Origin of the sequence: Kitasatospora sp. NPDC096140 (assembly GCF_040303045.1) — a bacterium.
Taxonomy (GTDB): Bacteria; Actinomycetota; Actinomycetes; order Streptomycetales; family Streptomycetaceae; genus Kitasatospora.
On record NZ_JBEOUW010000043.1, the window covers coordinates 47,201 to 68,111 of the forward strand.

Genomic DNA, 20,911 nt, shown 5'->3' on the forward strand with positions numbered 1-20,911 from the left:
GGGGGTGGCTCCTTGGGGATGGGACGGTGGTTCCGGCGGTGGCGGGCGGTCAGACGCGGGCCAGCCGGTCGTAGAGGGCGCCCAGGTCGGCGGCGACCCGGGCGATGTCGTAGTGACCGACGGCCGGCGGGTTCGGCAGCGGGTCGGGGGTGTGGTCGTCGAGGTGCCGCAGGTCGCGCAGCGCGGCGACGTAGGCGGCGGGCTCGGACGGGATCCGGCGGGCCTGCGGGGCCGCGGTGGGCGGCAGCTCGTCGAGCGCCGGGCAGGCGCTGTGCCGCACCGGCAGCCCGGCCGCGAGGCCCTCCAGGACGCCGAGGCCGAAGGTCTCCGCGGTGGACGGCGCGGCCAGCACGTCCACGGCGGCCAGCAGCTCCGGCACGTCGTCGCGCTCGCCGGTGAGCACCAGCCGCTCCCGGACGCCGAGTTCGGCGGCCCTGCGCTCCAGCGCGGCACGCTCCGGGCCCTCGCCGACCAGCACCAGCCGGGTGGCCGGGTCGAGTCCGGCGAGCGCCTCGACCAGCACGTCGAAGCGCTTGCCGGGGACCAGCCTGCCCACCCCGCCGACCACCCAGCTCGTCTCCGGCAGGCCGAGTTCGGCCCGCAGCCGTCGGCGCGTGGCGGCCCGGTCGACGGGCGGGAGGCGGTAGCGGCCGGTGTCGATGCCGTTGGGGATCAGCTCGATCCGGGTCGGCGGCACCCCCCAGGAGCGCAGTGTCTGGGCGACCTGCCGGGAGACCGCGACGGTGGTGCTGCCGAGCCGTTCGGCCGCCAGGTAGAGGCCCTTGACGCCCCGGGTGACCGGGCGGCCCTCGATCACTCCGGCGTGCAGCGAGTGCTCGGTGGAGACCACCGCGCGCACCCCGGCCAGCCGCGCGGCCAGCCGGCCGTACAGCTGCGCCCGGTAGAGGTGGGTGTGCACCAGGTCGTAGCGCCCGGCCCGGACCAGCCGCACCAGCCGGGGCAGCGCGCCGAGGTCCCGGTTGCCGCGCATGCCGAGGTGGTGGACGGTCACGCCGTCGGCGCGCAGGGCGGCGGCGACCGCGCCGGGGTTAGTCAGGGCGAGCACCTCGCACTGCTGGTGAGCGGGCAGGTGCTTCAGCAGCAGGTGGAGTTGGCGCTCCGCACCGCCGGAGGCGAGCCCGGTGACGATGTGCAACACCCTCATGGCCGGCGCTCCGTGTTCTCCCGCTCGCCGCGCGCGCGGCGCAGCTCGGTGACGGCGTCGCGCAACCGGTGCCGGCCCTTCTTGGCGCGCAGTCGCCAGGCGCCGTCGCGGTCGCCGACGTAGCAGCGCGGCAGGGCGAAGCGGCCGGTGAGCGGGGAGTGCGCGATGGCGCAGGCGTAGTCGTACCCGGCGTCGCGGACGGCCAGGGCGGCGGGCAGGTCGACGGCTCCGTACGGGTAGCAGAAGCCGGTGACCGGGCCGCCGACCACCTCCTCCAGCAGGCGCCGGCTGTCCCGGGCCTGCACCGCGAGGGCTTCGGCCGGCAGGCCGGGCAGCGCCTGGTGGCCGAGGCCGTGCGAGCCGATCTCCCAGCCGGCGGCGGCGAGTTCGGTGACCTCCGGGACGGTGAGCAGCTTCTTGCGCGGGCCTTCGGTGTCCCAGTCGTTGGCGCGGCCGAGCAGGTCGGCGACCACGTACGCGGTGGCGGTGAAGCCGTAGGCCTGGAGGATCGGCACGGCGTAGTGGGCGAAGTCCGCGTAGCCGTCGTCGAAGGTGAGGCCGACCAGTTTGTCGTCCCGGCCCTGGGCGCGGGCCCGCATCAGCTCGCGGACCGAGACGCCGCGCCGCCCGCGCCGGTGCAGCCAGGCGATCTGCTCGGCGAACCGCTCGGGGCTGACGGTGAGCCGGTACGGGTCCTCCTTCTCGACCGCCACCGAGTGGTACATCAGGATCCACGGCGAGGCGGAGCCGGGGATCGGCGGTTCACCGACCGGGTGACGACTCCTGGGCAGTCGCGCCCGGTGCGGCGGGGCGTTGCCGACGCCCGCCTGGGCCGAGCGGACGGTTCCCCGTTCATTGTCCATGGGGACGCTTCCCTTCATCGGCGAGGGTTGGCGGGTTCAGGGCCCGGGCGGCGGCGAGGACCGGGCCGCGCACCTCGCTGGCACCGAGGCCGGTGCCGAGGGCGGCGAAGGTCAACGCCACGGTGAGGCCCCCGAGGAGGGTGGAGAGCAGCGGGTCGGCGGCCAGTCCGGCGACGGCGGTGCCGAGCACGGTGGCGCCGCCGGCGGCGGCGACCAGGCGGCCGTGGCCGCCGAGCACCCGGCGCAGGCGCAGCGGGATGCCGCGCAGCACCAGGCCGTGCAGCAGCAGCGCGGCGGTGGTGGTGATGCCGGCCGCGTTGCCGGCGGCGAGTCCGAGCGCACCGAAGCCGGGCGTGGCGAGCAGGCCGGTGGCGACGGTGACGCCGAGGCCGAGCACCATCGCGGCGGCCGGGTACCAGTCCAGCAGCCGGCGGCGGCCGTCCTCGGTGCCGGGATCGCCGGCCCGGCGGACCACCGGGCGCAGCGAGAAGTACGGCCGGATCATCACGCCGATCAGTGCCTGGGCGGGCAGGCCGAAGCTGTAGACCCGGATGACGTCGGCGGTGGCGGCGGTGTCGCGGGGGCCGAACGCGCCGCGCTCGAACAGCAGCGAGACGACGGAGGGGGCGCAGGCCATCAGGAAGGCGGTGCCGAGCAGGACGACCGCCGCCGCCTGGCCGAGGTCCTTCTCGACCCGGTCGCGGGCGGCCGTGAGGTCCCCGGCGGCGAGCGCCCGGGCGACCAGCGGGAAGGTGACGGTGCAGATCAGGATGCCCGCCGTCATGGCGAGTTGGGAGACCTTGGCGGCGTAGTTGAGGTGCGAGATGGTGCCGGGCGGCAGCGCCGAGCCGAGGTAGCGCTCGACGAACACCTGCGACTGCCGGGTCAGGGTGAAGGCGCCCACCGGCAGCAGGGCGAGCGGCATCAGCACCAGCGCCTTGCCCGGGCGGCGGGCGCGGCCGGCGCCGGGCTGGCCCTGGCGCAGCCGGCGCAGGAACGGACCGACCAGCAGGCCGGTCATCAGCAGGCTGCCGGCCGCGACGCCGAGGGCCGCGGAGCGCACGCCGAGCGAGGCGTGGAAGCCGAGCAGCACGGCCAGGATGCCGAGGTTGTAGACGACGTAGATGCCGGCCGGGGCGGTGAAGCGGTGGTGGGCGCGCAGCGCGGCGGCCAGGTAGCCGGCGATGCCGAAGGGCAGCACGGTGATCGCGGTGATCCGGGTGCAGGTGACGGCGAGGCCGGGGTCGGGCAGGCCGGGGGCGAGCAGCGCGACCAGCTGCGGGGCGCCGAGGGCGGTGGCCAGGGCGAGGCCGCTGAGCGCGAGCAGTAGCCAGGGCAGGGTGGCGCGGACCAGTTGGCGGACCGGGTCGGGGGCGTCCGGGTCCTCCTCGCGCAGCACCAGGGCGAGGGCGAAGGCGGGCACCATGAGGAAGGACATGGCGTCCTCGATCAGCAGCGGCGCGGCGGTCTCGGGGACGGTCCAGGCGACCAGGAAGGCGTCGGTGCCCTGGTTGGCGCCGAAGTAGCGGGCCAGCAGGAGGTCGCGCAGCAGGCCGAGACCGGAGCCGGCGGCGCTGAGCAGGGCGGTGATCCCGAAGGCCCTGGCGAGGAAGCCGCCCCGGGGCGCCGGGCCGGGCACGGCGGCCGGGTGCTCGCCGGGCGCGCTGCGCGGGGCCGGGAGGGTGGAGGCCAGGGCGGCCGGGCGGTCGGTGGTCACTGATCCGCCTCCCCGTCGGCGGCGTGTCCCTCCGGCCGGGGGCGGTGGGCCGCGGCGCGGGCGGCGAGGCCGAGGACGACGGAGGTCAGCACGGTCGTGGTGCCGCCGATGTCGGCGTACAGGTAGTCCACCAGCACCCAGGTGAGCAGGGCGAGCGCCGCGAGGCCGAGGCCGCGGGAGCGGCGCAGGCAGCCGAGCAGGAGGCCGAGGAAGAGCGCGGCGTAGGCGGTGATGCCGATCAGGCCCTGCTCGCTGAGGGCCAGGAAGTACATGTTGTGCGGGGAGAGCAGCGGTTCGCGCTGGAAGCCGATGGTGGGGTCGGCGGCGTCGCTGCCGGAGGACAGCCGCAACGGGGCGTGGCTGTCGCGCAGTTGCTGGAAGGCCTTGGGCCCGGCGCCGTGGACGGGGTGGTCCTGCCAGATCCGCCCGGCGGTGGCCCACAGGTCGTAGCGGTCGGAGACGGACTGGTCGGGCGCGGCGGAGACGGAGCCGATCGAGCTGAGCCGCTTGGTGACGCCGGAGCCGCCGAGGCCGAGGCCGCCGACCAGGACGACCGCGGCGGCCAGGCCGAGGACGGCGCTGCGCACGGCCAGCCGGGCGTCGGCGCGCAGCAGCAGCACGGTGGCGGCGGCGCCGGTGGCGATCCAGCTGCCGCGGCTGAACGAGACGGCGAGCGGGAAGGCGAGGAAGGCGGCGGCGGCGAACATCGACCGCCGCAGCCGGGCGTCGCCGCCGGGCCGGCGCTCGCCCAGCGCCAGCGCGAGGGCGGCGAGCAGCCCGAAGCTGACCACCGTGGACATCGCCATGACGTCCAGCGCACCGAAGGTGCCGACGGCCCGGATCGGCTGGCCGGTGTAGGAGGCGCCGGTGTGGGTGAGGTACTGCTTCGCGCCGACCACGCCCTGGATCAGCGCCGCGAGGACGAAGGAGCCGAGGACCAGTCGCTGGTCGGTGCGGTCGCGCAGCGAGCAGAGCACCGCGGCGGGCACCAGCACGAAGACCTGGACCAGCCGGACGAAGCCGGTGACGCTGGTGGCCGGGTCGATCGAGCCCACGGTGGCGACGGCGGCGGCGACCACGATCCCGGCGAACAGCGCTCCGGTGCTCCGGTCGACGGCGGGCAGCCGTCCGCGCAGCAGGTCCACCGCGGTGAGAGCGACCAGGGCCAGCGAGGCGAGGTCGGCGGCAGTGATGTGGACGGCGGCGGTGACGTCCTTCTCGCCGGTCGGCACGCAGACCAGCAGGACGGTGGCCGCGGCGAGCAGGCTGGGCCGGTCGGCGAGTGCGGGCAGCGCCTTCCGTAAGACGGGACGCGGGACGGCGGGCAGGGTCAGGGCCACGGGGGTCAGCTCCCGTCCGGGTGGAGCATCAGGGCCGCGGTGCGGCACAGGATCTTGACGTCCTGCCAGAGGCTCCAGCTCTCGATGTAACGGTTGTCGAACCGGGCGCGGTCCTCGATGGAGGTGTCCCCGCGCAGGCCGTTGACCTGGGCCAGGCCGGTGAGGCCGACCGGGACGCGGTGGCGGTCGGCGTACTCGGGGTAGGCCTGGCCGAAGCGCATCACGAAGTACGGGCGTTCGGGGCGCGGGCCGACCAGGCTCATGTCGCCGCGCAGCACGTTCCACAGCTGCGGCAGCTCGTCCAGCGAGCTCTTGCGCAGCAGCCGGCCGACGGCGCCCATCCGGTGGTCCTGCGAGATGTTCCAGCGGGTCGCGGACTCGTGCTCGTTGCTCGGGCGCAGGGTGCGGAACTTGAGGACGGTGAAGACCCGGCCGTCCAGCCCGGTGCGCTGCTGGCGGAACAGCACGCCCGGGCCGGTGTCGAAGCGGACGGCGAGGGCGCAGAGCGCGAGGACGGGGGCGAGCAGCAGCAGGCCGAACGCGGCGGCGGTGATGTCCAGGGCGCGTTTGGCGGCCCAGCCGGGCCGGCGCATCGCCGGGCCGGCGACCCGCAGGCAGGGGAAGCCCCACAGGTGGTCGCCGCCGGCGATCGGGGCGGTGGGCAGCGCGCCGAACTCGCGCAGCGCGGGCACCAGCCAGATCTGGCAGCCGAGCCGGGCGGCGTCCCGCAGGGCGGCGGCGGTCTCGGCCTCGTCGGCGGCGCCGGCGGTGGCGATCACGTGCTGGATCCGGTGCCGGCGCACCTCGCGCTCCAGCACCTCGCGGCCGCCGAGGACGGGCGGGTCGGTGTCACCGGCCAGCAGCGGCGGGTCGGCGTCGAGGAAGCCGACCGGGCGCATCCCGTACTCGGCGTGCTCGCGGAGGGCGGCGGCGACCCGCCGGCCGAGCCCGCCGGCGCCGAGCACCAGGACCGGGTTGGGGCGGCTGCGGCGGATCCGCCGGACGAGGTGGTAGAGGACGGCGCGGCCGATGGCGGCGACCAGCAGTTGGGTGCCGAGCAGGACGGTGAGGCGGGCCGGGGTGGCCGGGCCGTAGTCGGGCCAGCGGCCGCCCAGGCAGCCGGACAGGGTGACGGCGAAGGCGGTGGCGACCACCGCCCGGGCGGCCAGCGCGGGCAGTTCGTCCAGGACGGACAGGGTGAGCCGGGCCCGGTAGAGGCCGCCGACCAGGTTGAGCAGGATCAGCAGGGGCAGGACGGCGGGCACGCCGAGCAGGGGGTCGAGCGGGGCGCCCGGGTCGATGGCGCGGTTGGCGATGCCGCCGGCGGAGCACAGCGCGATGGTGTCGGCCTGGACCAGGGCGAGCGGCAGGGCCAGCCGGTTGCGGACCGTCCCGCGGTGCCGGTGCGGCGCCGGGACCGTCCGGCTGCGGGCCGCCCCCACCGGGCGGTCGAGCAGTCCGGTACCCGGCCGGCGGGGGCCGGACAGGGGCCCGCCGGATCGCGGCACGCTGTCATGGTCAATGGTCATCAGCGCACGATCTCCCCTGCTGTGTGCCCGGGGTGACGGCGCCCCGGCACCGGTTTGCGCGGGGCGGCCGTCCCGGCCTGGTGGGCGCGGTCCTGACAGCACCTGCTGCCGCCGGTGGCTTTCGGCTCTCCCGCGGCGAGGCCGATCGCGGAGGGGCGGGTCGCACCGGACTCGGTCGCGAGGGGCTCAGCCGTGAATTCCCCGCATGGAATCCGAACGAAGCAGGCAAAATCCGACAATACCGAACCTGGCGCGGTGGGCTGGAAGTTGACTTGCCGTTTCATTCCAGCCGCCCATTAATAGGTAATTCGGATTTGACGCCTCGCCCTTATCCGGTTGAGGGTGCGAATACGCCGGCGCCGGACCAGCGGGCATTCACGGCTTGTGAAACGATCAGATCCGCTCTGGGACACGGGCCCGGCGGCGCCCGGCGACCGGCCCGGCACCCAGCAGATGGCGGTAGAGGACGTCCACCTGTTCGACCACGGTGCGCACGTCGTGCCTCGCGACGACGTGCTCGCGCAGTCGCGCGCCGCGTCGCTCGCACTCGATCGAATCGGACAGCGCTTCCGCCATTCGGGTGGCGAGGGCCGGCACGTCCTCGGGCGGGACCACCGCGTGCTCCCGCTCCGCCGCCGGCAGGCACTCCCGCGCACCCGGCACGTCGGTCAGCAGCACCGGACGGGCGGCCGCCATCGCCTCCAGCGGGGCCAGCGCCATCCCCTCCCAGCGCGAGGGCAGCACCACCAGGTCGGCCGCAGCCAGCCACGGGCGCGGGTCCGCCACGTCCCCCACCAGCCGCACCCGGGCGGGCTCGACGGTCTCCCGGACCAGCTCCGCCACCCGCTGCTCCTCCGGCCCGCCGCCGACCAGCGCCAGCCGGGCCTGCGGCACCCGGCGCAGCACCTCCGGCCAGGCCGCCAGCAGCACGTCCTGGCCCTTCTGCCGGCACAGCCGCCCCACGCAGACCGCCAGCGGGGCGTCCAGGTCCAGGCCGAGCGCGATCCGGGCGGCCCGGCGGTCGGTGGGCGCGTAGTGCCGGACGTCCACGCCGTTGGGCACCACCGCCCAGTCGGCGTGCACCCCGGCGGCCACGCCGTCGGCCCGCTCCTGGACGCTGACGCACAGCAGCCGGTGCGCCCAACGGGTGGCGAAGCGTTCCCAGCGCAGGGTGGCGGCGGCCAGCGCGCCGTCCACGGCGGCGAAGGACCAGGCGTGCGGCTGGAAGACGGTCGGGACGGCGCCGCGCACCGCCAGCCGGCCGGCCAGTCCGGCCTTGGCGCTGTGCAGGTGGACCACGTCGGGCGCGGCCGCGCGGACGATCCGGCGCAGCCGCCAGGCCTCGGCGGCGGTGCCCGGGCCCGGCGAGCGCCCGGCGGGCCAGTCCTGGACCAGCGCGCCCACCGCGGCGGCCTCCTCGGCCAGCCGCCCGCCGCGCGGACAGGCGACCAGCACCCGGTGGCCGGCCTCGCGCTGCCCCCGGACCAGGTCGGTGACGACGCGGGCGACCCCGCCGTCCACCGGTTGCGAAATGTGAAGGATCGTCATATGCACGGCGGCGAGCCTAGGGTGGCTCCCCCGTGCCGGGCGGCCCTCGTCACCCGGAGGTGGCGGTTCGGCCACCCGTACGGCTTTCGCGTCGTACGGGTGGCCGAGCCGCTCGAATTCCCACGCGATTCACGTGCATCGGTGGATTTACGCGCTCGAATCGCGCTGCCGTCGAATTCCGGCGCGCCGCCCGGCGGGCCCCGGCCGGCTTCGGCGGACCTCAGCGACGCTCGGCGGACCTCAGCGGGGCTCGACCGGCCCCGACGGACCTCGGCGGACCTCGGCGGTCCTCAGCGGACCTCGGCGGCCAGGTTGGCCAGCACCTCGTCGTGGATCCGGTTCAGGCCCTTCGGGGCGAAGGTGCGCTCGAAGAAGCCGCCGATGCCGGTCGCGCCCTGCCAGGTGGCGGTCACGGTGACCTTGCTGCGGCCCTCGCCGGCCGCGGCGACGGTCCAGGTGATCACCATGCTGGAGTTGGCGTCCTTCTCCACCAGCTGGTCGGGCTTCGGCGCCGACACGGTGAAGAGGCAGTCGCGCACCCGCTTCTCGGTGGCCTGCAGCTTCCAGTGCACCTGGGTGCCGGCGCCGGTGCCGCCGACCCGGACCTCGTACTCGCTGTACTGCGCGGGCAGCAGCTTCGGGCGGGTCACCTGGTAGTCGGCCAGCACCTCGTACACCCGCTCGGGGGCCGCGTCGTAGACCCGCTCGGTGGTGGCCTGCACCTGTCCCATGACCTTGCTCTCCTCGTGTGGTGGTAGCGCTCTCACCGGCAAGCCAATCACAGGGTCACGCCCGTGACGCGGCGGGATGGACACCTCACGGTGCCGAGCGGTCGAGCCGGCCGTTCCGGGCACGGACCCGACGTTCGAATCCTCGGGCTGTCGCCCGTGTCAGGGTGCGGGCGGCTGCGGACCGGACTCGGGAAGGAGCTGGACCACGCCGAGCCGGTGGGAGTCGGCGTTCTCGCAGAACGCGCGGACCCTCCAGCGTCCTGCGGGCAGGGGGACCGGGGCCTCGTCCGGCTGTCCCCCGCCGGTGGGGTAGGGCACGCCGAGGTCGCTGCCGGCCTCGGCCGAGTCCATGAGGACTGCCGGTCCGTCGGTTTCCCAGACCCCGCACTCCTCCCACGGCGTCGACGGGTCGTCCAGCGCGACCTCGGCAGCGGCGAGCAGTTCGACGTCGGAGTCGGCGGCGAACCACCGCAGGAAGCTCTTCCGCTCGGACAGGTAGCAAGTGGCGGCGGGCTCGTCACCCAGCACCAGAGCGGATGCGGTGCCACCGCCCAGGCCGATCACCTCGGCGGAACCCTCGACCGCGCAAGCCCGGTCGTAGTCGTCCGGCCGGTCGGTGCCGCCGACGATCACACCCTCCGGAGTGCATCCGCCCCACCGGTGCAGCGCGGACACCGGGACGACGACCAGCGGTCCCCCCATGGACCCGACCCAGGTCAGGCCGAGTTGCCGGTGGGAGGCGTGTGGGATGTCGCTCATGCGCGCAGTCTGCCGCCCCGCACCGACACCCGGGCAGGCCGGGGCCGCGGTGTCGCGCGCCGGTCCGTCCCCGGGGCCTGACGGCCCCGGCATTCGAACGGACCGGCCGCAGCCCCTGGCTACACCGATCCGCCGTCAACGAATTAGGGTGGCCGGTGTGCTCGATCTGGTGACTGCAGTGCGCTACGTCGACCCGCTGCGCGCCGGCGGCTCCGTTCCCGGTGTGGTGGAGACCGACGACCTGGGAACGTACGTGGTCAAGTTCACCGGGGCCGCGCAGGGCCGCAAGGCGCTGATCGCCGAGGTGATCGTCGGCGAGCTGGCCCGGCGGCTGGGCCTGCGGGTGCCGGAGCTGCGGCTGGTGGACTTCGACCCGGCCGTCGCCGCGGACGAGCCGGACACCGAGATCCAGGACATGCTCAAGGCCAGCGCGGGACTCAACCTGGGGATGGACCTGCTGCCCGGGGCGCGGGACTTCCGCCCGGGGATGATCGCGGTGGACTCCGTCGAGGCCGGCCGGGTGGTCTGGCTGGACGCGCTCACCGGCAACGTCGACCGCACCGTGCACAACCCCAACCTGGTGGTCTGGCACGGGCGACTCTGGCTGATCGACAACGGCGCCGCGCTGATCTTCCACCACCGCTGGGCGGGCGCCGAGGCGTCCGTCGGCAAGCGGTACGACCTCAGCGCGCACGCGCTCGGCGGCTCGGCCCCGGACGTCCGGCTGGCCGACGAGGAGCTCGGTCCGCTGGTCACCGTGCCGCTGCTGGAGGACGTGCTGGCCCTGGTCCCGGACGAGTGGCTGGCCGGCGAGCCCGGCTTCGACTCGGCGGACGCCGTCCGGCACGCGTACGTCACCCACCTGGCCGCCCGGGTGGTGCTCTCCGGGGAGTGGCTGCCGGAGGGCTTCGCCACGCCCGAGCAACTGCGCGAGGCCGAGCGGCGGCAGGCGGCCCGGACCAGGGCCGGGCGGCCGGCCTGGCTGCAGCAGGTGCCGGACCTGCACGGCAAGCCGTCGGTGGAGACGGTCTGGGAGCACCACTTCGACGAGGGCTGAGCCGGCCGCCGATCGGGGGGCGGCAGCGGGTCAGCCCATCGCGGGACGGATCCAGCCGAAGTACTCGACCGCCGTTCCGAGCAGCAGGCCGAAGCCGACCACCGGGAACGCGACGTCCCGGGGCAGCCGCTGCAGCCGGGCGACCAGGAACCCGAGGCCCAGGCCGAGCAGCGGGCCGGCGGCGAGCAGCAGGGCGAGGAGCAGCACCGCGACCGCCGACCCACCGGCGGCCAGGCCCATCACGGCGACCACCAGGCCGCCGGCCGCGACCGTGGCCAGCATCGGTGCGGCGAGCAGCAGTTCGCCCACGCCCAGGGCCAGCGCGAGCCGGTTCCGCTTGCCGGGAAGGGCCTGTCGGCCGGGGACGGTCTGCGCCATGCCGCTCAACTCCTGTGGTGACTCCGTCGGGTACGGACCCATCCTCGGCGGCGGGGGAGGCGAAGGCCTGAGTACGGCTACTCAAACGCGACCGGGGAGCGGGGCCCGTGTGGCCCCGCTCCCCGGCTCGGCGATCAGGTGTCGTCGCGGTCAGCGCCTGAGCGCTTCAGCGCTTCAGCGCCACCACTGGACCGCCTTCTCGGCGTTGATGATGCCCGCGCCGTAGAAGCCGTTGTCGTCGGCGCCGCCCTCACAGGTGGCCTTCCACTGGCCGGCGCCGCCCGGGTTCCAGTCGCCGGTCGGGCAGGCGTGGGACTCGGCCTGGCTGGTCAGCATCTCGGTCAGCTCGTCCGCGCTGGCCCACGGGAAGGTGCTGGCGAGCAGGGCGACCACACCGGTGGCGTGCGGCGAGGCCATCGACGTGCCCTGCATGTAGCCGTACTTGCCACCGGGGAGGGTGGACAGGATGCGGCCGTTCTTGTCCGGGGTGTTCGGGATCTGGTAGCGGGCGTCGCCACCCGGCGCGGCGACGGTCACGACGCCCTTGCCGTAGCTGGAGTAGTACGACTTGTCGCCGTTGACGCCCACCGAGGAGACGGCCAGGACGCCCGGGAGCTCGGTCGGCAGCGACAGGCAGTCGTTGGTGACCGGACGGGTGCCGGGGGTGGTGTCGTCCGGGCTGGAGACGTCAGTGGTCTTGTGCGCCAGGTCGATGTTCTCGTTGCCCGCCGCGGCGACGTTGAGGACGCCCTTGCGCTGCGAGAACGCGACGGCCTTGCGGACGGCGGCGGTGATGGCCGCCTGGTCCTTGTCGTTCGGGCAGTTGAACATCCACGGGTCGATGTAGTAGCTGTTGTTGGTCACCTTGAACTGGTGCTCACCGGCCCACACGAAGCCGCAGATCGCGTACTCCGGGTAGATGAACCCGCCGTCGTCCACGACCTTGACCGCGGCCAGCTTGACGTTCGGGGCGATGCCGACGATGCCCTTGCCGTTCTTGGCGGCGGCGATGGTGCCGGCCACGTGGGTGCCGTGGTCACCGTCGACGCCCGGCTGCCAGGCCTTCCAGTCGGTGTTCGGCTTGCCGCCGTCGATGCAGGAGACCGACTGCGAGGCGTCCACGTTGGCGGCCAGGTCCTCGTGGGTGCCGTCGATGCCGGAGTCCAGCACGCCGACGGTGACGTTGCGGCTGCCCAGGGAGAGCTTGTGCGCCTTGTCGACACCGATCTGGCGCATGTCCCACTGGTTGGCCTCAAGCGGCTCCTGACCGGGGGCGGCCGCGGCGGCGGTGGGCTCGGCGACGACCTCGGCCTTCTCGCGGTCGGCAGCCGTGATGCCCTTGGTGCGGCTGGCACCGACGGAGTCGACGCCCTTGGCCAGGCGCAGCTTCTCGGCGAACTTGGTGTCGGTCGAGCGGGCGATGACGACGCCGATCTGCTCGTACGAGTAGACCACCGTGCCGCCGAGGCTCTTGACGGCCTGTTCGACCTTCTGCACCTGGCCGTGGTTGGCCTTGGTGTTGACGACGTAGCTGAGCAGCGGACCGGTCGTCGGGTCGGCCGTGGGGGCCGCGACGGCGGTGCCGGCCGGGAGCGCGAGGGCGCCGGCAGTGGCGAGCACGAGGCCCACCGCCGCGTACCGGGTCCGGCTGATCCGAGAAACTCTCATTGGGGGTGGCCCTCCCGAGTCGTCATGCGGCAGCTGCGGTTGGCAGGTGCACTGGGAATGACCGGACGCTAATGAATATTCGATGAGATGCGCAAGAGGTAGTCATCTAATCGTCACATCTAGACCAGCAACGGATGTTAGGAGTCCGCAGGTCAACAAGGGAAACAGGGGCCAAGATTGTTAAAAAGTGATGGTTCGCCGACGTGCTTCCTTTGCCCCGATAACGGTGGCCGGGCCCCGGGCCCGCACGGCCGCGGCGCAGCTACAGGGCGTACAGCCGACGGGCGTTGTCGGCGGCGACCGAGCACGTCAGCCGCTGCGCGTCGGCGGCGGAACAGGCACCGTCCGCCCGCCAACGATCCAGCAACACGGCCAGTCCGTGCCGGAACTGACAGGTGCCCACCAAGAAAAGTTCGGGTAGCCCGTAAGCGTCCGTGGAGAACAGCAATTTGCCGAACGGCGCCAGTTCCAGCATCTCGCCCAGCACCGATGCCACCTGCGGGCCGGTGTAGGAAGCCGTCAGCCCCAGGTCGGTGAAGACTGTCGGAAAGGCCTGGGCCAGCCAGGCGGCTTGACGGTGGTACGGGTAGCAGTGCAGCAGCACCAGCGGGACACCGCTGGGCTCGGCGGCGCGCACGAAGTCCGTCAGCAGGGACGGGTCGGCCCGGTGCAGGGTGAGGTCCGGGTCCCCGAAGCCGGTGTGGAGCTGGATCGGCAGGCCGAGCTCGGCGCAGACGTCCACGGCCGTCCAGAGCAGGTGGTGCAGCAGGACCGGGTCGGTGAGCCGCCCGGACCCGCCGCGCAGCCGGGCGCCGGCCGCGGCCACCACGGCCCGGCGGGCGGGCCGTTCGGCCGGGGCGGCCAGGCCGTGCCGGTAGGCGAGCACGGACTTCACCGCGACGGCCCCGCCGGCGGCGGCCGCCAGCGCCTCGGCGACGGCCGACGGCCAGTCCTCGGCACCGGAGGCCACCGCCTCGGCGACGGACTCCAGCCGGACCACCTCGCGCACCGACGCCCCGGCGGCCGCGGCCAGTTCGGCCGGCGGCAGCAGCGGCAGGCCCGCGGCCTCGGTCAGCCCGGTGTCCACCAGGCAGGTGTCCAGCCCGGCTGCGGCGAGCAGCCGGCCGGTCGCCCCGGCGGCGCCCAACTCGCGCCGCCGGGCCAGGTACTCGGCAGCCGGGGCGTGCGCCGGAAGGCCGAGCGCGGGCGGGCACCAGCGCCGCACGGCGAGGCCGAGCGCGCTGTCGAAGGGCGAGCAGCCGGGCGCGGGCGGACGGTCGGACTCGGTGAGCAGCCCGGCCAGGGCGTCGTCGGAGAGGTCGGCGGCCACCACGCTGTGGCAGTGGTGGTCGACCAGCGCGGGCGCCGCTGCGGACGGTGCGGGCCGCGGCCGGGCCACCGGTCAGTACCGCCAGCGGGTGGCCGCGGCCACCTCCTCGGGCGTGGCGGTGGCGTACTGCTCGGCCTCCGCCCGGCGCACCGCCAGCACCGCCTGGTACAGCGGCTCGCCGAGCGCCTCGCGCAGCACCGCCGAGCGCTCGTACGCGGCCAGCGCCTCGGCCGGAGCCTGCGGCAGCCTGGGCACCGTACCGGGCTCGGCGGCCGCCGGGTCCCCGGTGAACTCCGGTGGCAGGGCCCGGCGTTGGTCCAGCCCGGCGAGGCCGGCCGCGATCACCGCGCCGACCGCCAGGTACGGGTTGGCGCTGGCGTCGAAGCACTTGACCTCGGCGTTGGCGGCGGCGGCCCGCTCCCCGGTGGAGCCGGTCACCAGCCGCAGCGCGGCCTCGCGGTTCTCCAGGCCCCAGCACTGGTACGCGCCGGCCCAGTGCGAGGGCACCAGCCGCAGGTACCCGGCGGGGCTGGAGCAGCCCAGCACCAGCAGTTCGGGCAACGCGTCGAGCACCCCGGCGAGGAAGCCCTCGGCCTCGGCCGTCAGCCCGTGCGGGCCTGGGCCGCCGTGCCCGAGGTTCTGCCCGTCCCGCCAGAGGCTGAGGTGGAGGTGCCCGCCGTTGCCGACCGCGCCCGCCTCGACCACCGGCGCGAAGGAGACCCGCAGGCCGTGCCTGGCGGAGACGGCCCGGACGGTGTGCCGGACCAGGACGGAGGTGTCCGCGGCGCCGACCGGGCCCTCGGGGGCCACCGAGACCTCGAACTGGCCCGGGGAGTACTCGGGGTGGATCTGCAGGACGTCCAGGCCCTGCTCGCCGAGGGCGCGCAGGACGTCGCGCAGGTAGTCGGAGAGGTCGGTGAGCCGGTGCATCCCGTACGCGGGGCCGTGCGTCGGGTACTGCGGCGCCTCCTGCGGGGAACCGGCGAGGGCGACCACCCACTCGATCTCGATGCCGGCCTTGAGGCTCAGCCCGCGCCCGGCCGCCGCGGCCTGCGCCCGGCGGGCGAACAGCCGCTGGCAGCCGGGGTGCGGGGCGCCGCTCTGGGTGTACCTGTCCCCCGGGGCCCAGGCCCAGCCGGGCTGGGCCGCCAGCGGGACGATCCGCTCCACGTCGGGGTAGAGCCTGAGGTCCCCGGTGGGGCCGCCGATGATCGGGCTGGTGGTGATCGCGTCGTCGGCGAGGAACACGTCGAAGCAGGGCGCGGTACCGACGCCCCACTGCGCGGCGTGCGTCAGACCGCCGAGCGGCACGGCCTTGACCCGGGTGACGCCCGCGTTGTCCACCCAGGTGACGGCCACCGCCTCCACGGCGGCGGTGCGCAGCCGGTCGGCCGCCTGCTGGGCGCGCTCGGCCCGCTCGGCGCGCGGGGGCAGCCCCACGGCGGCCGCGGAGCCGGCGGGGCCGAACGGATCGGCACCGGAGGGCTGGGCGGCGCCGGGCGCGGTGGGGCCTGCGGTGGCGGTTCCGATGGTCATGTCACCATGCTGCCCCGCCGGTCGGGCTTCCGTAACTCCCCTATCGGGTGGTCCAAACGGAAGCCCGTCCACCCGTTCACCCGTTCGGGGCGAACCGGGCCACCAGCTCCCCTGCGGTGATCCGCTCCAGCGTGTCCGGCGCGGCGTCCAGCCGGCCCGGGTAGAGCCGGTACAGCGTCCCGCCGGCGCCCTCCGGGACGGGCACGTCGGCGTGCACCAGGGCCGCGAACGCCCGTGAGCCGCCGAGGCGTTCGGCGATCAGCCGGGCGGTGTCGTCGGCCGGCTGCTCGGTGTGGTTGTCGCTCTCGTACCACCCGCGCAGCCGCTCGGCGAAGGCCGCCACCGGCTCGTCCGCGCCCCGGTGGTAGCGCCCCAGCCCGAGGCCGGTGCGGTCGCGCACCCACACCTCGTCGCTGGCGGCCGCGGCGGCGGCGCAGCCGAGGTCCCACAGGGTGGCCCGGGTGCCGGTGGCGAAGTGGGTGGTCACGGCCTCGGCCAGCGTGCCGATCTCGGCGTGGTGCCGGAAGAGGTTGTGGAACCCGGAAGCGGCGCCGACGTTGAGGTCGGTCCAGGTGTGGCTGCGGGTGTGCAGGTCGACGATCATCGGGACGCAGATCCTGGCGTCCCCGGCGAGGTCCAGCCGCTGGCGGACGCTCCTGGGGTGGAAGGCGCCCGTGCGGTTCCGGGCCGCCTCGGAGGGGGTCAGGGTCATGAAGCCGGCGAACGCGTCGGCGAGGTCCTCGAAGGGGATGTCGTTGTAGCTGAACACCACCACCACGGCGTACCGGGCGCGGACCTTGCCCAGCGCCTGCAGGTCGAGGTCGACGAACTCGGTGGCGCCGTGCGGCGGCGGGGCGGTGGTGAAGTCCCCGGAGTGCACGGCGGCGCGCGGGCCGAGCACCAGCCGGGTGTAGTCGCACAGGCCGGTGAACTGCCATTCCTCGTCGTAGAAGGCGACCGACAGGTCGAGGTCCACCCGCTGCGGCGGGCGCTGCGTCCAGTGCACGAACAGCCGCAGGTGCTGCCCGTGCGGGAGCCGCTGCACGCTGCCGCGCGGCACGGCGACCAGGGTCTTGGCGCTGGCCCGTTCGGCGAACGGGACCACCAGATCGGCCAGCCCGGCGTCCAGCACGGCCACGTCGTAGCGCTCGGACTGCCCGGCCCGGCGCAGCAGTTCGGCCTCGATCAGGGCGCAGACCGGCGCGCTCAGCCCGGCCGGGACGGGCTTGCCCCAGTCGCGGCGGACGTGCGCCGAGGCGACCCGGCCGCGCGGGAAGTACAGCCGCTGCTCGCCGATCCCGCGCGGCGCGCGCAGCCGTCCGTACGCGCCGAGCAGCGGGCCGGGGGCGACCGCGCGCAGCGCGGCCGGCAGCGCGTCGGCGAGTTCGGCGGGCAGGGGCGCGCCGGGGGACCAGGTGGCGTGCACCCGCAGCAGGTGGTGCAGTCGGCGCACCAGTTCGCCGGGTCGGCGGGCCAGCAGGCGCACGGCGGCGGGCAGGTCGCCCTGTTCGAGGGCGTGCTCGACCCGGGCGGCGAAGGTCTCGACGGTCAGCCGGGTGTGACCGGCGGGCGTCTCGCGCACCCGTAGCGGGGCGGGGGCCTCGCGCAGGTGCGGGCCGAGGCCGTGCAGGTCGAGGTCGCTCTGCCGGACGACGGCGAAGGCGGCCGCCGCGTACGGGAAGCGGGCGCGGTGCTCGTACGGGTGCAGCAGTTCGCCGGCCCGCAGCCAGGGCTGGCGGTGGCGGCGCAGGTCCTCGGCGAGGGTGCCGACCGGGAACGCGTCCAGGACGGCGAGCAGTTCGCGGCGCAGCGGGCGGGGCAGGCCCCGCAGCCGCAGGGTGCGGGCGGTCTCCGGCAGCAGGTCGGGTTCGGCGCCGGACCACGCCCAGATCAGCCGCAGCACGTCGGTGGCGGTGGTGAGGTGGGCGGCGAGCAGCGGTCGGGTGTGCTCCGGGTCGCGGCGCAGCAGCGCGGCCAGCACGGTGGCGCGGCTCTCCCGGACGGGGATCTCGGCGGGCAGCCAGGCGGCCGGGTCGGCCGGGGCGTGGTCGAGCAGCAGGGCCAGGTCCTCGCGGTCCTGCGGGTCCAGCGGGGTCCGCCGGGCGAGCAGGGCGGCGAGCGCGGTGCCGGCGAGTTCGGCCCGGTCGCCGGCCTCGGCCAGGCGCAGCGGCCGCAGGGTGCTGCCGGGCTGGAGGGCGCGGGCGGCGTGCCGGGCGCCCCGGGTGTCGGGCGCGAGGCGGCGCTGCCGGTCCAGCGGGGTGCGGCAGACCGGGCAGCGGGCGTCGCCGGAGGGCTCGACGAGGTCGTCGTGGCAGTCGCCGCACAGCAGGTGCGCGCAGGGGGCGAGCGCGCCGATCCCGGCCTCCAGGCTGCTGCGCCCGCAGCAGAGGCAGATCTGGCTCGCCTGGCAGAGGAGGTAGCCGCGGACGGCCGCCGAGTAGTCGGCCCGTGCGCGGGAGGGCACGCCCTCGGGGAAGCGGCGGAACAGCGGCTGGTGGCGGCGGTCGGCGCCGAGCGTCGCGTCGATCCGTGCCAGCAGGCGCGTGCCGGTCTCGGCCAGCGCGGCCGGGCGCAGCCGTCCGAGGGCGGCGTGCAGGTCGCGGGTCAGGACGTGTCCGCGCCGGGCCAGGTCGGCCTCCAGGGCGATCAGGCCCTCGGCCGTCCAGGGGTCCGGTTCCGCGGGCGCGGCCCCGCCCTCGACCGGGACCGTCCCGTGGCGGCGCAGCAGGTAGGCGTCCAGCCCGTGTTCGGGCGCCGCGACGCTCGGCTTCTTCACAGCTCTTCCCCCGTCGGATACGACAAAGCGGGGGCGGAGAGTGGGCGCACTCGGTCATGTGAAAGATGAGAGAAGGAAGCACGCCGCGGAGCCGCCCCCGCGTCGATCACCCTAGCGGGCAGCGGCCCGCGCGCCCGAACGGTTTTCCGCCCACGCCCTCTTCCTACCGGCGAGTAGCTTCGCTACAGTGGCCGGACGCACCACCGCCGGGCTTCGGGAGCCGCACCGGCGGGAGCCTGCGGTCGCCGTGTCTGCGGCGCTCGCGCGGTGCGCTTTCACCGGCCGGTGCCGCGAACCGCGGCCGGCCGGGTTTCCCTCGCATCAGAGCCGCTTCCTTCACCTTCGAGCGCCTGAGTACCACGGCACACCCGCAGTTCGGCCGGAGCGGACCGGCCGCTGCCCGGGTGGGCCGCACCCCGTCATCTCCCCAAGCCCCCGCGCGTGAACCCTCCTCCGGCGGCGGCCGCCCCCGGCGTACGGGCGCGGCGGCGTGCCCGCCGGAGCACGCGCGGGCCCTTCATGACTAGGAGTCAGGACAGATGGAGCGTCCCTTCCCGACCGTCGCCGTCGTCGGCCTCGGCACGATGGGTGCCGGCGTCGCGGTGGCCGTCGCCAAGAGCGGCCGCCGGGTGATCGGCATCGAGGCCACCGAGGACTCCGCCGCCCGGGCACTGGCCCGGATCGAGGAGGCGACCGCGCACGCGGTCGACCGGGAGCGGCTCACCGCCGAGGAGCGCAGCGGGCTGCTGGCCCGGATCTCCGTCGGGCACGAGCTGGCGGCCGCCGCCGGCGCGGACCTGGTGATCGAGGAGGTGCCCGAGCAGCTGGAGCTGAAGCGGGAGGTCTTCGCCGAGCTGGACCGGATCTGCCCGGAGACGACCGTGCTGGCCACCGGCACCACCGCGCTCTCGGTGACCCGGATCGCCGCCGCGACCGCCCGTCCGGAGCGGGTGCTGGGCCTGCACTTCTTCAACCCGGTGCACACCATGAAGCTGGTCGAGGTGGTCCGCACCGTGCTGACCTCCCCGCAGACCGCCGAGGACGCCGCCGCCTTCGCCCGCGACCTCGGCAAGGAGCCGGTGGCAGCCGGCGACCGGGCCGGGTTCGTGGTGAACGGCCTGCTGTTCGCGTACCTGAACCAGGCCGCCGCGATGTACGAGTCCAAGTACGCCTCGCGGGAGGACATCGACGCCGCGATGCGGCTCGGCTGCGGCCTGCCGATGGGCCCGCTGGCGCTGCTCGACCTGATCGGCGTCGACACCGCGCGCACCGTCCTGGAGGCGATGTACGAGCAGTCGCGGGACCGCCTGCACGCCCCCGCCCCGATCCTCGGTCAGCTGGTCTCGGCCGGGCTGCTGGGCCGCAAGTCCGGCCGCGGCTTCTACACCTACGAGGCGCCGGGCTCGTCCAGGGCCGTGGACGCGGCGACCGGTCCGGCCCTGCCGAAGGTGCCGGGCCGCGAGGTCCGGACCGTCGGCGTCTGCGGCTCGGGCACCATGGCGACCGGCATCGCCGAGGTGTTCGCCAAGGCCGGGCACCCGGTGCTGCTGGCCGCCCGCAGCCAGGAGAAGGCCGACCGCGCGAAGGCGCAGCTGGCCCGGTCCCTGGAGCGCTCGGTCGCCAAGGGCCGGATGTCCGCCGAGCAGCGGGACGCCGCGCTGGCGCTGGTCACCCCGGTCGGCCAGTACGCCGAGCTGGCCGACGTCGACCTGGTGGTCGAGGCGGTGGCCGAGGACCTGGGGATCAAGCGCGAGCTGTTCGCCACCCTGGACAAGATCGTCAAGCCGGGCGCGGTGCTCGCCACCACCACCTCCTCGCTGCCGGTGATCAGCTGCGCGACCGCCACCTCGCGGCCGCAGGACGTGATCGGCATGCACTTCTTCAACCCGGCCCCGGCCATGAAGCTGGTCGAGGTGGTCTCCACCGTGCTGACCGCGCCGGACGTCACCGCGACCGTGCTGGCGCTGACCGCCAAGGTCCGCAAGCACCCGGTGGAGTGCGGCGACCGGGCCGGCTTCATCGTCAACGCGCTGCTCTTCCCCTACCTGAACGACGCGGTGCGGATGCTGCAGGAGCACTACGCGACGGTGGACGACATCGACACCGCGATGAAGCTCGGCTGCGGCTACCCGATGGGCCCGTTCGAGCTGCTGGACGTGGTCGGCCTGGACGTCTCGCTGACCATCGAGCAGGTGCTGCACCAGGAGTTCCGCGAGCCCGGCCTGGCCGCCGCGCCGCTGCTGGAGCACCTGGTCGCGGCGGGCTGCCTGGGCCGCAAGACCGGCCGCGGCTTCCGCGACCACGCGCGCCGGTGACCACGCCGCAGCCCGGGGGCGGCGGCCCGTACCAGGCCGGACCGCCCTCCGGGACCCCTCCGTACGGCGGCGCGGCGCACGGCAACGGCGCGCCGCCGCACGGGGCCGCGCCCGCCGCGCGCCCCGGCTGGAGCCCCGGGGCGGTGTCCTCGCGCTGGCCCCGGCCGGCCGTGAGCGCCCCGGTCGCACCGGTGCGCCG

At 75.2% G+C, this 20,911-nt stretch carries 15 protein-coding genes; 2 read left to right on the plus strand and 13 right to left on the minus strand.

What is annotated here, in order from left to right; genetic code table 11:
* Window positions 1–49 precede the first annotated feature (49 nt).
* From ABT048_RS33225 to ABT048_RS33260, 8 genes are all read right to left on the minus strand, one after another.
* Entirely contained in the window at window positions 50–1,165 is a 1,116-nt protein-coding gene (locus ABT048_RS33225) for a glycosyltransferase (protein ID WP_350525290.1), read from the minus strand.
* Window positions 1,162–2,028, minus strand: a complete 867-nt coding sequence (locus tag ABT048_RS33230; RefSeq protein ID WP_350525291.1) for a polysaccharide deacetylase family protein — start codon at window positions 2,026–2,028, stop codon at window positions 1,162–1,164. The genes ABT048_RS33225 and ABT048_RS33230 overlap by 4 nt, the downstream gene beginning before the upstream one ends.
* Window positions 2,018–3,745, minus strand: a complete 1,728-nt coding sequence (murJ, locus tag ABT048_RS33235) for a murein biosynthesis integral membrane protein MurJ (RefSeq protein WP_350525292.1) — start codon at window positions 3,743–3,745, stop codon at window positions 2,018–2,020. Before murJ ends, ABT048_RS33230 begins: the two co-directional genes overlap by 11 nt.
* Window positions 3,742–5,085, minus strand: coding sequence for an O-antigen ligase family protein (locus ABT048_RS33240; protein WP_350525293.1), 1,344 nt, complete (start codon window positions 5,083–5,085; stop codon window positions 3,742–3,744). The genes murJ and ABT048_RS33240 overlap by 4 nt, the downstream gene beginning before the upstream one ends.
* A 5-nt stretch (window positions 5,086–5,090) precedes the next feature.
* Window positions 5,091–6,614 (minus strand): sugar transferase, encoded by a 1,524-nt coding sequence (locus tag ABT048_RS33245; protein ID WP_350525294.1) that lies wholly within the window; start codon window positions 6,612–6,614, stop codon window positions 5,091–5,093.
* A gap of 393 nt (window positions 6,615–7,007) precedes the next feature.
* Window positions 7,008–8,162: a glycosyltransferase gene (locus ABT048_RS33250; protein WP_350525295.1), complete on the minus strand. Its 1,155-nt coding sequence runs from the start codon at window positions 8,160–8,162 to the stop codon at window positions 7,008–7,010.
* Window positions 8,163–8,452: 290 nt separating this feature from the next.
* Window positions 8,453–8,893, minus strand: a complete 441-nt coding sequence (locus tag ABT048_RS33255; RefSeq protein WP_350525296.1) for an SRPBCC family protein — start codon at window positions 8,891–8,893, stop codon at window positions 8,453–8,455.
* Between the two features lie 159 nt (window positions 8,894–9,052).
* Complete coding sequence (locus ABT048_RS33260; protein ID WP_350525297.1) at window positions 9,053–9,652, minus strand: Imm21 family immunity protein; 600 nt, start codon at window positions 9,650–9,652, stop codon at window positions 9,053–9,055.
* Window positions 9,653–9,809: 157 nt separating this feature from the next.
* Here ABT048_RS33260 and ABT048_RS33265 point away from each other — a divergent pair, with 157 nt between their 5' ends.
* Window positions 9,810–10,709 (plus strand): HipA family kinase, encoded by a 900-nt coding sequence (locus tag ABT048_RS33265; protein ID WP_350525298.1) that lies wholly within the window; start codon window positions 9,810–9,812, stop codon window positions 10,707–10,709.
* Between the two features lie 30 nt (window positions 10,710–10,739).
* Here the strand turns inward: ABT048_RS33265 and ABT048_RS33270 are convergent, their stop codons facing one another.
* The 5 genes from ABT048_RS33270 to ABT048_RS33290 all read right to left on the minus strand — a co-directional run bounded on the left by ABT048_RS33270 (window position 10,740) and on the right by ABT048_RS33290 (window position 18,397).
* Window positions 10,740–11,087: a hypothetical protein gene (locus tag ABT048_RS33270; RefSeq protein WP_350525299.1), complete on the minus strand. Its 348-nt coding sequence runs from the start codon at window positions 11,085–11,087 to the stop codon at window positions 10,740–10,742.
* Window positions 11,088–11,261: 174 nt separating this feature from the next.
* Window positions 11,262–12,755 (minus strand): S8 family peptidase, encoded by a 1,494-nt coding sequence (locus ABT048_RS33275; RefSeq protein WP_350525300.1) that lies wholly within the window; start codon window positions 12,753–12,755, stop codon window positions 11,262–11,264.
* Window positions 12,756–13,017: 262 nt separating this feature from the next.
* Entirely contained in the window at window positions 13,018–14,154 is a 1,137-nt protein-coding gene (locus ABT048_RS33280; RefSeq protein WP_350525301.1) for an amidohydrolase family protein, read from the minus strand.
* A gap of 3 nt (window positions 14,155–14,157) precedes the next feature.
* Window positions 14,158–15,621, minus strand: a complete 1,464-nt coding sequence (locus ABT048_RS33285) for a type I glutamate--ammonia ligase (RefSeq protein ID WP_396546840.1) — start codon at window positions 15,619–15,621, stop codon at window positions 14,158–14,160.
* Window positions 15,622–15,697: 76 nt separating this feature from the next.
* The gene (locus ABT048_RS33290; RefSeq protein WP_350525302.1) at window positions 15,698–18,397 is read right to left on the minus strand and encodes an MXAN_6230/SCO0854 family RING domain-containing protein; all 2,700 of its coding nucleotides are present in this window, start codon (window positions 18,395–18,397) and stop codon (window positions 15,698–15,700) included.
* A gap of 539 nt (window positions 18,398–18,936) precedes the next feature.
* Between ABT048_RS33290 and ABT048_RS33295 the strand changes: the two genes are divergently transcribed.
* Complete coding sequence (locus tag ABT048_RS33295; RefSeq protein WP_350525303.1) at window positions 18,937–20,712, plus strand: 3-hydroxyacyl-CoA dehydrogenase family protein; 1,776 nt, start codon at window positions 18,937–18,939, stop codon at window positions 20,710–20,712.
* Window positions 20,713–20,911 lie beyond the last annotated feature (199 nt).